Origin of the sequence: Paraburkholderia sp. J8-2, assembly GCF_905220195.1 — a bacterium.
Classification (GTDB): domain Bacteria; phylum Pseudomonadota; class Gammaproteobacteria; order Burkholderiales; family Burkholderiaceae; genus Paraburkholderia.
Genome location: NZ_CAJMZA010000022.1, coordinates 94,137 through 106,813, shown reverse-complemented (window position 1 = coordinate 106,813; position 12,677 = coordinate 94,137). Strand labels below are relative to the sequence as shown.

Sequence of the window (12,677 nt, the reverse complement as noted above, 5' to 3'; positions counted from 1 at the left end):
CCGTCCGAGCGCGGTATGGCGCGGCGGCGTCAACCGCATCACTGTGCGTTGGTGGCACGGGTACGCGATTGATCTGAATCAAGTACACGAGCAAGGCCAGCCCCGTTGTCATGCTGCCCTGTGGCCACCACCCTGCGAACCGCTATGCCCGGACGCGAGCCCATCGCGCAACCCTTCGAGTTCGCGATGCAGCAACAGAATTTCCGCATGCAGCGTTTTGATATCCCGGTGCATCTCGCGCCTGAGCCGCCGCTCCTCCTTGCCGATTAACCAGGCGGCGATACCCGCAAATGCCAGCGAAAGCATCCCATAGCCGAGCAACACGACGAACACGGCAAAAACACGCGACGCTGGCGTCGTAGGCGCGTAGTCGCCGTAGCCGACGGTGGCGCTACTTTCAAATGCGAGCCACAGCCCTTCCGCGTAGCTGTGCACGCGCGGCTCCAACGCGTAAAACCCCGCACCGCCTAGTAACACGACAATCGCGCCCACAAGTGGCAGCAGCACGAGCCGGTTTGGCTCGAAATACGCACGCAGGGCAAAGACGATACGTAGCGCGATCATCCCCATGAACGCGAGTCTGAGCGCCCATTCGAGCGAAGACCACGGATTCACTCCGCCGATCATGCTGACGAGCGCGCCACAAGCGATCGCTACATCGAATGCGTTGCGATCCAGAAACCGTACAGGTTTGCGGCTCGACCACGCGGTTCGCGCAATGGCGCCCGCGCAAGCCACCGCCATGCCGCCGTACAGTGCCCGTGCAATCGAAAGCATGAAACTCGAGGTCGCGAGCAGTTCGAGATAGAAAGCGGGTATGGCAATCAGGCAGCCTGCAAGCAAAATCCAGCGGGCGTGTGACCACGCGTGAAGCGCAGCTGCCCCGTCATGTGAATCGACGCCACCGAGTCCTGCCTTGTGCCAGCCGACACTCATTTACCGTATCCCTCGTTATGGAAGACTCGGCGGCCTGGAGGTTGCGTTTGCGCTTCAGGCCGGATTTCATCGCAGGGCACGCCTCGAACTCCGTGCAGCGAGATGCACCCAGCGTCTCACCGCTGCCGGACCGTGCTGTGACCTGGATCAATTCAGGTCGACGGGGCATCGGAACTCAGCTTAGAACCGCTCCTCCACAAAACGAAACGGGTAGTCCCGCTCCTTATATCCACGTGCCTTATCGCGCTGAGGCAGTTTCACCACGGTGCGCGGCACCCGCTTGTAGGGAATTCTGCTTAGCAAGTCACTGATGACATTGAGCCTCGCGCACTTCTTGTTATTCGAGTTCACGACGAGCCATGGCGAGAACTCGGTGTCGGTCGCGACAAACATGTCATCGCGCGCTTTCGAGTAGTCATACCAGCGGTGATAGGATTCCAGATCCATCGGTGAAAGCTTCCAGACCTTGTGCTCGTCGTGAATGCGCGCCTCCAGACGACGCGTCTGTTCCTCCTGGCTCACCTCGAGCCAATACTTAAGCAAGATCACGCCTGAGTCGATGATTGCCTTTTCGACGAGCGGCACATCTTTCAGGAACGTTTTCACCTGCTCCTCTGTGCAAAATCCCATGACCCGCTCGACGCCCGCGCGGTTGTACCAGCTGCGATCGAAAATCACCACTTCGCCCGCGGCTGGCAGATGCGGCAGATAGCGCTGCACATACATCTGGGACTTCTCGCGCTCAGTAGGCGCAGGCAGCGCGATCACCCGGAAGACGCGCGGACTCACGCGCTCCGTGATCGCCTTGATGACGCCACCCTTGCCCGCGCCGTCTCTCCCTTCAAAGACAATGCAGATCTTCGCTCCAGTATGCACAACCCATTGTTGAAGGCTCACCAGCTCCGCGTGCAGCCGCGCAAGCTCCTTCAGGTAGTCCTTGTTGCGCATGGTGCCACTCTTGTCGCGTTGCGCGTCAGCGGTTCGTTTCGCTTTTTGGGAATCACTCATGATCTCTCCAGCGCGGCAAAAATCGGCGTCGAGGGCCGACCACGCGCCTGCCGCATTGCGCGTCGCGTGAATGTCTCCTCGCTCGAAGATCAAATGAGCGGGTGGTTTGCCTGATCGGCCATGCGCGGCACGGGCAGCAGGTCGCGTCGTGCAAATCGAATGAGATCGAAGCCCCTGAATTTCCCCGGCAACGCGGGAACGCGCGCCACCGGTAGATCGAGCACATGTGCAGGCGCCGAAGACGTTTCATCGACGACCACGTTCATTGCATCGAGCCGTACCCGTCTGATCGTCACGTCCATGTGCGCAGCGGGATCGTCCAGCACCTCGCTGATCTGTTCGAGCTCCTGCTGCAGCGCCTCGCTGCGCAGTCCCAGCTTCGCGAGATGCTGCGCATTTTCCTCGATCTGCGTCTTCAGCCTCACTCGTTCCGCGGGGTCGGCGCTCGCCGCACCTCCCACCACCTGCCCCATCCCTACGCCCTGTCGCTCGAGTAGTTGCAGCCGCGTTTTCAGGAGCGCGCGTTCCTGTTCCAGCGCGTCACGTTGCGCGGCGGAGGCGGTGATGCGTGAAAGCCCTTCCAGAACGAGCTGTTCGAGCATACGCAGCACGATTTCCCGCCTGAGCCCGGAGTCTGTGCACCCGCAGATGCGTATCTGGTGGTCAGTAAAGCTGACGGTGGTGCGCACCGCATCCGTGCGCACCATCTCGCCTTCCTGCTTCGCACCCAGCGTGCTGCGTTCGAGGATGACCATGCCCAGCACCGCGAAGGCCTCGTCCGCGCCGGGATTCTCCTCGAAGAAACGTCGCAGATCTTCCGAGCGACTCGACACCTGCGCCACGTCGTCCGGCGCAGCAAAATAAGCGTGAATACAAGGATCCGCCGACCAGGTCTCGCGGCTGGCTTTGCGCGCCGTCGGCAACTTGCCGATCATTTCGTTCAGATGGCGCAGAGAAACGCGCACAGCGCGCGATAGCCGCCGTTCGAATCCGGCGGCAAGGCGCAACTGCGGGTGCAGCCTTATCACCCGTTCGACACCTTCGCGCACGATCGCGTCGTCCTCAGCGCCCGCTTCCTTGTGGCGCGTCAGCCGGCTCAATATACCCATGACCGTTGCCCCCTGCGTGCGGTTATCAGCGCATTGCCCGTGGGAGAGTCCGACTGGCGGTTGCGCACATCATTTCGCGAGTGGCAGTTGATGCGGTGCATGGCTCCCTCGCTCAATCCTCTACCACAGCCTGAATCCGGCCTTCGCGGATCGCCTTGATGAACTCGCGATAGTCCCGCCGGTTCTGGGTGCTGTATTCCGTAGCGAACTCGGTGATGGCGTCGTCGAAAGTCCCGCCCGAGCCCATGTATCCGGCAATCATCGCGGCGTCGCCCGAGCGGGCATGGGCGCGCGCGAGCGCATGTGCGCACATGCGGCCATATTGCCGCAGCAATCCCGCGTCGAGCGCCTCGATCACGACCGACATTTTCATGTCGCGAAGCTGCCTGACATAGAAGTCGCGCTCGTTCTTCCCACGGCTCCAGCCGAGAAACACATCGCTCGCGGACTGCATGATGCGCTGACCCGCAATGACGCGCTGACCGTGGTTCGCGTACAAGCTCTTGCCCGCATAGGGCTCCAGCACCGAAGCTTTCGCTTCCTTGATCTGCAGGAACAGCGGGTCGTTATCGGAGGCCATGAAGAGACCGACACCGCACATCGTGCCGACGCTGCCCACACCCACTACCTTGACCGCCAGGTCGACCAGATGGAACCGGTCGAACAGTACGCGCACATGGTCGGCAAGCGTCTCGCGATACGATGCGAGTGCCTCGGCGTAGCCCGACTCGAGGCCAGGCGCAAGGTCCGCATCAGGATGGAAGATGATCGGCGGCTCGTCCTTGATACGCGGCCGGCCGCCCTCCTCGGTAACGAGCCTGGGATAGAGATGATCCGGTACGGTCTTGCGGCGCTCGACTTCTATCCGCTGGGCGATGCGCTTGCGGGCGTGCTCGACGACATCCGGATCTCCCGACTTGTCCTGATACTTTTGCAGATCGATCCGGTCGTACCAGACGTCCAGCGCACGCATGTAAGCGTAGTCGTGCATATGCTCCCGATATCCACGCGCGAGATCGGTCGTGAGACGCACGGTATCGCTGTAAGGCAGTTCGAGATGCTGGGCCGCGATCACGACGCTCGCGGCGAGCCGCTTCAGGTCCCATTCGAACGGAGCAGGCAGGGTTTCATCGAGATCGTTGATGTCGAAGATCACATTGCGCTCGGGAGTCGCAAACCCGCCGAAGTTCATCAGATGCGCGTCACCGCACGCCTGTACGCGCAACCCGCTGGTGGGCGTCGTCGCAAGATCTGCGGCCATCAGCGCGGCCGCGCCTCGATAGAACGAAAACGGTGACGCTGACATCCGACCGAAACGTATGGGAATCAGGCGTGGCAAGCGGCCCGCGTTGGACTGCTCGAGCAGGTCGACGACATCACGGCGATGCTCAGGCAGCTTCCACCCGGCCTGGGACGAGCGGGGTACCGAGTCGCGAATGAGCCGGCCCTCGGCCGATCTCTCGTCCGGCGTGCGATATGGCGCTGCCGTGGCATTGGCAACGTGCGTAGCCTTGCGTGAAACCGCTTTGTCCATGGCGTCCGCTCCTTTCGCGTGTCATACGTGTGTCTTCATGCGCGATCTGCGCCGGTCGTAGGGAAGGTCATCCGTGCACGCCCCTCTCGTTGCATAAACATTAGCGAAGGGAAAAACGTTGATAATTGACTTGGATCACAGCCCCTGAGAAAGTGATTTCTATGTGCGCTTCAAAAAAAAGCGGCACAGACGATGGCGCATTTCGTCCGACGAGCGAGAGCCACCGCTCCGCCGCAAGTCACCAGGACGATTTGGAATGCTGGCCGCAAACCGGCGCTTGACCTATGTCAATCTGCGCTCCGACGGCCGCCCTAGCCTTCACACAGGCTCCGCGAGATCTGAGCTGGGAACGGTGCGATCACGTTTTCAAATCCGCAACGCTTGACGATGAAGCCGCGTTGAGCACGCCTGAAGCTGACGATATGTGGATCTACCGTGTCAACGAACCGCGCCTCGGCGCGGTTCGGGTGCGTGAATGGCGTCGTCGTGCGCGGCACGCCATTGTCATGCTCGTGATGCTGCTCGCGGCCGCCACCGGCGGCCTCATGTTGCTGGACCAGTCGGCGGCCCCTCTTCATACGCGCCTGTTCAATGCGCTGTGGAACGCGGCCAATCTGACGACGACGCTTGGGGACTTTTCTGACTTCGACGAGCGCCAGAAGATCTTTGTGCTCGCGGCCATGTTCGTGACCATGTTCGTCGCCGCGTTTGCGATATCGAGGCTGACCGGAATTCTGTCCGGCGACGATGTGCTCGCATACAGGGAGAATCGAGCCATGGAACGACATTTCGAACGGCTTGCCGGACATATTGTGATCGTAGGTTACCGATCACTCGGGCAACGCATCAGCGCGAAACTGCGCGAGGCAGGTGAAACCGTACTGGTACTCGTAGCCGATGAGTTGCTCGCGGACAAGGCTGCGGAGAGTGGCAACCTCGTTATCCTCGGCACCGCTGACGCATTTGACGACGCACTCCGGCGCGCCCGGCTCGACAGCGCGAAGGCCCTCATTGCGACGAGCCCCGACGGCGACGCCAATCTGGCCATCACGCTATTGGCGAACACGCTGAACCGGTCGCTTCCGATCATCGTCCCCGGCGAAAACAATTTGAGAAAGACACTGCTGGAAAACGCCGGCGCTACCGAGGTGGTCATTGGCGATGAGATTCTCGCCAACGCATTGATCGGAAAACTCGGTGCTCATGCGGAGGTCGCGCCGTGACCTACAAGACCATGATGGTCCACCTCGACACAAGCAGAGGCGCCAAAACTCGGCTCTCGTTCGCGCTGAAGCTCGCCAGAAAATTCGGCGCCCATCTCGACGGCGTATTTGCCATGCTCGATCCGCATCCGGTGGGGTTTTACGCCATGACGGGCGCAGCAGACTACTATGAGGCTCATCGCAGATTCCTTACGCAAAAGCGCCGTGAAGTTGAGGGGCTGTTTCGTGCAGAACTGACGCGTGCCCGGGTGCCGGGCCGATGGAATGCACCAGACGGTTATCCAGTTACCACGATCGTGCAGCGTGGTAGAACCGCTGACCTGGTGGTCCTCGGGCAATCCCGACCGAAGGATCCAGAGTCCTATGTGGCCGATCATTTTCTGGAAACGGTTCTGCTGGGTGCCGGCAGCCCTGTTCTGCTGGTACCGGAAACCAGTTCCCTGGAGGTGGTCGGCGACCGCGTGCTAATCGGATGGAACGGCAGCCGCGAAGCCGCCCGCGCCATTCACGACGCGATTCCATTTATCGCGCGGGCGACACATGTGACGGTTGTCGCCATTTCCACGGTGGTCAAAGCGGGGCCGACCGAAGCGTCGTGCGCGGACGTCGTGACGATGCTCAGGCGACACACTACGCACCCAGTGGACGTTGCCCGCTTCGAACGTTCGTTGGCGGTATCGACGGGTGACGCGCTGCTCAGATTCGCAATCGATGGCGAATATGACCTGCTCGTCACCGGCGCCTACGGTCACGCCAGGTTTCAGGAGTTCGTCCTGGGCGGCGTCACGCGCGCGATTCTTGCTTCGATGGCGCTACCGGTACTGATGTCTCATTGACCGGCCGTGCGCGAATGGGTCGCTGCGCCGCTCTGCTCATCTCGGCCAGCTGCCCCACGCTTGCCCGCGCCGGAGCAAAAATGAGTTTATAGGGACGCTTCGTAGTGAAGCCTCGCATCGAGTGGCTTACCCTTACCTCTTGCGTCTTGCCACGATCCCAGCGCGCTTCGGTAGCGCAGGCGACGAAAATGCTCCGCCACGCATGACCCAGTGTTTCAGCGAGTTGTCTGGCCGCGACGGCGCACGACCACGTCGACGAAAATGGAAACGAGCAGCACGACGGCGGTCGCCATCAACTGGATTGCGGCAGGCAGCCCAAGCAACGCCATGCCGTTGACGATCGCCGCGATGACAATGCCGCCGAGCACCGCATGCAAAGGCCGGCCGCGTCCGCCAAAGAGGCTCGTGCCGCCAATCACCGCGGTCGCAACGACATAGAGCACGATGGTCCCGCCATCAAAGCTTGTCGAAATCGAACGAAGCCGCGAGCCATAGACGATGCCGCCGACCCCGGCGGTCAGCCCGCCGAGCATAAACGCTAAGGTGCGGATACGAGCGAGATTGATGCCTGCGCGCCGTGCGGCTTCCGCATTGCCGCCTATCGCATAGACACAGCGGCCAAATCGAGTGCGCCCGAGGAGTATCGACCATGCCACCAGCACGACGAACACAATGGGGATCACCCAGGGCATGCCCTTCAGTGGAAAAGCCGCCACACCACGATCGACGTTCGTAACCATGCCAACGACCACACCCGCAGCCACGGCAGCCGCAATCTTGATCCCGGTGACCGTGCGCGGGGGAACCACGAGACCAAGGCGCCGGCACCGACGGTCGCGCGCAAGCGTGAGTCCGCCATAGATCGCGACGGCGGCCCCTATCAACGACCAGCCGCCTATGGTGCTGAGCGTGCCGTTCGCGATGTTGTTGATCGTTTCGTCGGCAATGGGAATGGTACCACCGGTGCCGAGCAGCTCGATCATGACGCCCTGCAAACCCAACAGTCCCGCGAGCGTGACGACGAACGAAGGCAGGCGCAGCCGCGTAATCAACGTACCCTGACATGCGCCGAGTGCAGCAGTCACGGCGAGAGCGACGATGATCGCCGCCCACCAAGGCCACGCCATGCCAGGCTGCACGAGCTGTGTTACGACCGTCGCCCCGATACCCGCCACGTAGCCGAGCGAGAGGTCCATTTCGCCCAATAACAGCACGAACACGGCGCCCATGCCGATCAGCATAAAAACCGAGCCCTGGACGAGCAGGTTCACCATGTTGCCCGCGGAGAGGAAATGCGCGTTCTCGAACTGAAAAATGGCGGCTATGAGGACCACCCCGAGCACGACGGGCAACACTCCGCTCTCGCCCGCCAGTACCCGCGAGCGCAACGCCACCAGATACGCGCGCAGTGTCGTGGGAGCGACTAGCTGATCCGTAGACGGCTCGCGATTGTCGCCCCGTCCGAATGGACGTGAGATTTGACTCCTCTCGCCGGCTTCGCGCTTGTCGCCTCGTTCGACGCACGCGAGCACAGCGGAACCGGCGGCACCGCCGGCGCGTGCGTGAGCGCACTCGCCAGGCTGGGGCTCAGCGCCGCGCGCCGGCCCAGCCACTGCCTGCCCCCCGGGCTGGACTACTGTGGCCGCAGTCGTGTCGAGGTCGGCGTGCTCCCCTTGGTGTCCGTGTCCTTTAGCGCGCCCGAGCGTCATGAGCTCGACCACCTCCTGCGCATCGAATGCCGACGCTTCTCCGACCTGCACCAGCTTGCCGAGCCGCAGGATGGCGAAGCGGTCGGCGACCTCGAAGACATTGCTGAGGTTGTGCGAAATGATGACGACCGCGAGGCCGTGGTCCGCGAGGCGACGCACGAGTTCGAGCACCTGCTGCGTCTGGGCGACACCGAGCGCGGCCGTGGGCTCGTCCAGAATCACGAGCTTCGAGTTCCACATGACGGCGCGCGCAACCGCCACCGACTGGCGCTGTCCGCCAGAAAGCGAGCCGACGGTCTGACGCACCGAGCGCACGGTCGTGACATGCAGACCGGCGAGTGTTTTCACCGCGGCCGTCTCCATCGCATCCTCGTCGAGCATGCCGTACTTCATTCGCTCGCGGCCAAGAAACATGTTCTGGACCACGTCGAGGTTGTCGCACAACGCCAGATCCTGGTAGACGACTTCGATGCCGAGCGCCGACGCATCGCGCGGGGTGCGGATCTGGATGGGTTGCCCCTCCCAAAGAACCTCGCCGGCGTCCGGCACATGAATGCCCGCAATGCACTTGATCAGCACGGTCTTGCCGGCGCCGTTGTCGCCCACGAGTGCGGTGACCTTGCCCGCGGGCACGTCGAGATCGACGTTCTCCAGCGCCTGTACGGCGCCGAAGTGCTTGCCGATGCCGCGCAACTGGAGCAGAGGCGTCGCGGCGGCCGCTTCGCCTCCTGGATTCGCCGCCACGGCGTGCGCTACCGTGTGATACCGGCTGCGTCGCAGCGGCTTGCGAGTCCGGCAGCGCACAGCTTGCCGGCATCCACGAAGTGGTCCTTCACGACGCTCGCCGCCATATTTTTCGGCGTGACCCAGACCGGCGTAAGCAGCACCGAGGGAACGTCGGCGTGCCGCGTGGTGTCGGCGGTCTTGCCGTTCACGAGCGTGGCGGGTGGCTGCACGCCTGCGCGCAGATAGAGCGCCAGCGCTGCCGCAGCTTGCGCCTCGAGATAGATGGGCTTGTACACCGTGCCGCATTGGTAGCCTGCCAGCACGTTCCGCAGCCCTGTGAGCGTGGCGTCCTGTCCCGTGGTCGGAAACGTGGAAGGCGGAACGTGCATGGTCTTCAGATAGGAGATCACGGCGTTCGCATTGTCGTCGTTGGGCGTGACGACAGCGTTAATGTTGGAGTGAGCCGTGTATTGCTGCTCGAACGTTGTGCGGGCCGTAGCCGGATCCCATGTGCCGGCGGGCTCGCCAACCTTCACGTAGCGCCCGGCATCGAAGGACGCACGCAAAACGCCGTTATAGCCCTGTGCGAACAGGGTCGCATTGTTATCGGTCGGCGCTCCGCGCATCACGAGAATTTGTGGCTTCGCGACCCGCCAGGAACTGAGGCAAGCGTTCATGCCTTCGCCAATCAACCTGCCCACGGCCACATTGTCGAAACTGACGTAGTAGCTGCGGTCGCCGCCGAGCGTCAGCCTGTCGTAATCGATCACGGGCACGCCGTGCGACTGCGCGTAGGTTTCGATCGCACCGCCTACGCCGGACGAAATGGGATCGACGAGCAACACCGTGGCGCCCTGCGAGATTGCCGACTGAGCCTGCGTCAGTTCAGTCGCCTCGCTCCCTTGCGCATTCGTGATGATGGATTGATCCGGCGTCAGGCCCGCTGTTTCGAACGCCTTTTGCAGGTATGGCGCGTCGAAAGACGTGTAGCGCGCCGATGTCGTGGTCTCGGGCAACAGCACGCCGATCTTGCCCTTGCCCTGCGCGGCGAGCGCCTTGAGCGAGGCCATGGCCGCGAAATCGGACGTAAATGAGTCGGCCGACAAGGTCGGCGTCTGCCCGACGACAGGCATCGCCAAGAGCGCGGTGACTACCGCCGCGCAACGGGCGAGCGTGCGTAACGCCGGCGTGCGGGGCTAAATAGTGGGACGACCGGCGCTTTCGCGCGAGCCCCGCTTTGACGACCGGCCGTGACGGCCATTGTTCGATCCCATGTCTCCTCCTTTTGGAGGGGCGAGGCGACGCTAAACACGCGCGCTCATGGGAGAACTGTGGAATCGTCGCCGATCTAGACGATGATCTGAATCAAATGGAGTGCATACAATCGAGCCCGGGCTTTCCCGCCTTGAGTCGACCTCGGTCCGCATGACATGCGCCCCTGGATCACGTTGCGTGAGCCACGCCAGACATGGAGCGAATTTACGTCACGAATCGAACCGATACTTTGCGTTCCTTTCTATTGTCGCGCTACACGTGAAGCGGTGTCTGCACGCTGCCGGTGCGTTCGCGATTTTGCCCGCTACGCAAAATAGCGCTCAACATGCTCCAGTCCCGGCCCAGCGCGTCGATCACGTCGTCGAGCGAGAGAACCCCGACGATTTCGCTGCCATCACGAAGCACCGCGAGCCGCCGCACCCCTTGCGTAATCATGATCTGCATGGCAGTGCTGATATCGGTTCGACCGTCACGACGCCCTGAGTCATCAGCTCGCCAACCATCGTTTCACCGGGTAATCTTCCGGTCGCCACCGCATTGAGCACGATGTCCCGATCCGTCACGATCCCGACAATGCGGTCCTGCCGCCCGACATCGGTCACGACCAGTGTGCCCACGTGTTGCGCGGCCATCTGCCTCGCAGCGTCCTGCAAATTGCACTACATCGGGATGTGCACGGTACCGTGACTATGGCATTCCTCGACTCTCATGATTTCACCTCCTGCGGCGTGTCAGCATGGGAAGGGCTGCCTGCCGGGCGTGGCCGGACGGCAATCCATAGGCCAATGATCATGGGCCGGGGCGGCCAGACGATTGATTTCGATCAATTGAGTAACGCCCTGCAGAAATACAGCAGTCGCGCAGGACGTTGATGCAGGTCAAGCGTCGCAGCGCCGGCCGGCGGTCGAATGGGTTAGCCGCGGCGAATCGCCAAATGCCTCAGCCAGTCAGCCTTTACCGGAGACCCGATCGTGCGAAATCTCCCTGTCATGCCCAAGATCACGGCCGCCGCCGTCGGCGACCCCGCAACATTCTGCTTTCGCTACCGCAGCGGCCGACGCCACCACCGACTCTACGATGTGCTCATGACGCTGAACGATCCAGGCGGCATCTGCCATATCGAAGTGTGTCACGCGCTGCCGGCAGGCGCCGACCTTCCGCCGCTCGCGGCGGGCCGTCTCAATGCTGCACGTCTGACACGCGCGGTCGACCTGCTTGGACTCCTAAAACAAGTCACTGCACACGACCACACGAGATTGCAGCCGGGCCGTCTTGTGTTCGACGCGCACATGCAGTTGCCATGGCGGCCCACAGGCGCCCCGGCAAGCGCAGGCGCGCAGCGGGCGGCGGACTCGACCGCTGCACGCCATACGCCTTCGGCCTTCGGCACCGTCGACGTCAACGCTCAGAGGTCCACGGACGCAACGCTTGCGCATCGCCGGGTTCGTTACCCGTTGCACGGGCTGGGGCGTGGCGCACAACTGCATCGACGTGCCAAGGCCGGTTGACCTGAGTGTATTCACGCCGGCTTCACGAACGAAAGGGGATCGACGATGGGAAACGACTTCGCTGGCCGTGCGGGGCCAGGAAACTTGCCACGCGAGTGGGAAGAAGGCGATTACGGCCGCAGGCGTTACTTGCTGCGTGTCTACAACTACATGGCCGGTGGGCTCATGCTGACCGGCGTCATTGCCTATGTCGGGGCAGTGAGCGGAGTCTATGTCTCCATCGCCGCAACACCCCTCTTCTGGATCGTCCTGCTCGCGCCGCTGGCCCTGGTCGCATTGTTGAGCTGGCGCATCGAGCGCATGACCGAGACCGCAGCGCAGATTAGCTTCTGGACCTATGCCGCTCTGGTCGGCCTGTCACTTTCAGGCATCGTTCTTGTCTACACCGGTGAGAGCATCGCGCGCGTGTTCGTGATCGCTGCCGCTACCTACGCCGCAACGAGTGTCTACGGTTACACCACGCGAGCGGACCTTGCACGCTTCGGCTCGTTTCTGTTCATGGGGCTGCTCGGCATCGTGGTCGCAGGTCTCGTGAACCTTTTCCTGGCTTCCACTGCACTGCAGTTCACTGTTTCCGTGATCGGCGTGCTTGTTTTCACAGGTCTCACCGCATACGACACGCAGCGAATCAGGAACCTGTATGTCGCGGACGAAGACGATGTCATCGCTGGCAAGAAGGCGATCATTGGCGCGCTCGCGCTCTATCTCGACTTTCTCAACCTATTTCTGATGCTGCTACGCCTGCTGGGCTATCGGCGACGCTAGGCACCTCGCTTGCCATTGAATGTCACCCTGGTGCTTCTTTCTAGCGCG

General features: G+C 62.2%; 13 protein-coding genes. 5 read left to right on the top strand and 8 right to left on the bottom strand.

Annotated elements, in window-relative coordinates; genetic code table 11:
• Positions 1–108 precede the first annotated feature (108 nt).
• The 4 genes from U5A52_RS31885 to U5A52_RS31870 form a co-directional block, all read right to left on the bottom strand.
• Positions 109–936, bottom strand: a complete 828-nt coding sequence (locus U5A52_RS31885) for a potassium channel family protein (RefSeq protein ID WP_321937835.1) — start codon at positions 934–936, stop codon at positions 109–111.
• 180 nt (positions 937–1,116) lie between these two features.
• A complete protein-coding gene (gene ppk2 / locus U5A52_RS31880) occupies positions 1,117–1,884 on the bottom strand; it encodes a polyphosphate kinase 2 (protein ID WP_415774083.1) in 768 nt (255 codons plus the stop codon).
• A gap of 149 nt (positions 1,885–2,033) precedes the next feature.
• Complete coding sequence (locus U5A52_RS31875) at positions 2,034–3,053, bottom strand: hypothetical protein (protein WP_321937831.1); 1,020 nt, start codon at positions 3,051–3,053, stop codon at positions 2,034–2,036.
• A gap of 112 nt (positions 3,054–3,165) precedes the next feature.
• On the bottom strand, positions 3,166–4,587 hold the full coding sequence (locus U5A52_RS31870) for a DUF2252 domain-containing protein (protein ID WP_321937829.1): 1,422 nt from the start codon (positions 4,585–4,587) through the stop codon (positions 3,166–3,168).
• Positions 4,588–4,985: 398 nt separating this feature from the next.
• Here U5A52_RS31870 and U5A52_RS31865 point away from each other — a divergent pair, with 398 nt between their 5' ends.
• Both U5A52_RS31865 and U5A52_RS31860 read left to right on the top strand, forming a co-directional pair.
• Positions 4,986–5,810 (top strand): potassium channel family protein, encoded by an 825-nt coding sequence (locus U5A52_RS31865; protein WP_321937827.1) that lies wholly within the window; start codon positions 4,986–4,988, stop codon positions 5,808–5,810.
• Positions 5,807–6,646 carry a universal stress protein gene (locus tag U5A52_RS31860; protein ID WP_321937825.1) on the top strand — a complete coding sequence of 280 codons (840 nt, stop codon included), beginning with the start codon at positions 5,807–5,809 and terminating at the stop codon, positions 6,644–6,646. The genes U5A52_RS31865 and U5A52_RS31860 overlap by 4 nt, the downstream gene beginning before the upstream one ends.
• Before the next feature lie 215 nt (positions 6,647–6,861).
• On the opposite strand, the gene U5A52_RS31855 is transcribed toward U5A52_RS31860, so the two are convergent.
• Positions 6,862–9,099 carry an ATP-binding cassette domain-containing protein gene (locus U5A52_RS31855; RefSeq protein ID WP_321937823.1) on the bottom strand — a complete coding sequence of 746 codons (2,238 nt, stop codon included), beginning with the start codon at positions 9,097–9,099 and terminating at the stop codon, positions 6,862–6,864.
• Between the two features lie 8 nt (positions 9,100–9,107).
• Positions 9,108–10,151 carry a sugar ABC transporter substrate-binding protein gene (locus tag U5A52_RS31850; protein WP_321937822.1) on the bottom strand — a complete coding sequence of 348 codons (1,044 nt, stop codon included), beginning with the start codon at positions 10,149–10,151 and terminating at the stop codon, positions 9,108–9,110.
• Between U5A52_RS31850 and U5A52_RS31845 the strand changes: the two genes are divergently transcribed.
• On the top strand, positions 10,150–10,281 hold the full coding sequence (locus U5A52_RS31845) for a hypothetical protein (protein WP_321937821.1): 132 nt from the start codon (positions 10,150–10,152) through the stop codon (positions 10,279–10,281). The genes U5A52_RS31850 and U5A52_RS31845 overlap by 2 nt on opposite strands.
• Positions 10,282–10,608: 327 nt before the next feature.
• Here the strand turns inward: U5A52_RS31845 and U5A52_RS31840 are convergent, their stop codons facing one another.
• Positions 10,609–10,800 (bottom strand): CBS domain-containing protein, encoded by a 192-nt coding sequence (locus U5A52_RS31840; protein WP_321937819.1) that lies wholly within the window; start codon positions 10,798–10,800, stop codon positions 10,609–10,611.
• On the bottom strand, positions 10,788–10,988 hold the full coding sequence (locus tag U5A52_RS31835; protein WP_321937817.1) for a CBS domain-containing protein: 201 nt from the start codon (positions 10,986–10,988) through the stop codon (positions 10,788–10,790). Before U5A52_RS31835 ends, U5A52_RS31840 begins: the two co-directional genes overlap by 13 nt.
• A gap of 339 nt (positions 10,989–11,327) precedes the next feature.
• On the opposite strand from U5A52_RS31835, the gene U5A52_RS31830 reads away from it, so the two are divergent.
• Complete coding sequence (locus U5A52_RS31830) at positions 11,328–11,864, top strand: hypothetical protein (RefSeq protein WP_321937816.1); 537 nt, start codon at positions 11,328–11,330, stop codon at positions 11,862–11,864.
• A gap of 45 nt (positions 11,865–11,909) precedes the next feature.
• Positions 11,910–12,629, top strand: coding sequence for a Bax inhibitor-1/YccA family protein (locus tag U5A52_RS31825; protein ID WP_321937814.1), 720 nt, complete (start codon positions 11,910–11,912; stop codon positions 12,627–12,629).
• Positions 12,630–12,677: the final 48 nt, after the last annotated feature.

Excerpts from the sequence above, each read along its gene's own strand:
- U5A52_RS31875 (WP_321937831.1), bottom strand. The coding sequence starts at position 3,053 with ATGGGTATATTGAGCCGGCTGACGCGCCACAAGGAAGCGGGCGCTGAG.
- U5A52_RS31825 (WP_321937814.1), top strand. The coding sequence starts at position 11,910 with ATGGGAAACGACTTCGCTGGCCGTGCGGGGCCAGGAAACTTGCCACGC.
- U5A52_RS31850 (WP_321937822.1), bottom strand. The coding sequence starts at position 10,151 with ATGGCCTCGCTCAAGGCGCTCGCCGCGCAGGGCAAGGGCAAGATCGGC.
- U5A52_RS31835 (WP_321937817.1), bottom strand. The coding sequence starts at position 10,988 with ATGGCCGCGCAACACGTGGGCACACTGGTCGTGACCGATGTCGGGCGG.
- U5A52_RS31845 (WP_321937821.1), top strand. The coding sequence starts at position 10,150 with ATGGCCGCGAAATCGGACGTAAATGAGTCGGCCGACAAGGTCGGCGTC.
- U5A52_RS31870 (WP_321937829.1), bottom strand. The coding sequence starts at position 4,587 with ATGGACAAAGCGGTTTCACGCAAGGCTACGCACGTTGCCAATGCCACG.
- U5A52_RS31885 (WP_321937835.1), bottom strand. The coding sequence starts at position 936 with ATGAGTGTCGGCTGGCACAAGGCAGGACTCGGTGGCGTCGATTCACAT.
- ppk2 (WP_415774083.1), bottom strand. The coding sequence starts at position 1,884 with ATGCGCAACAAGGACTACCTGAAGGAGCTTGCGCGGCTGCACGCGGAG.
- U5A52_RS31840 (WP_321937819.1), bottom strand. The coding sequence starts at position 10,800 with ATGCAGATCATGATTACGCAAGGGGTGCGGCGGCTCGCGGTGCTTCGT.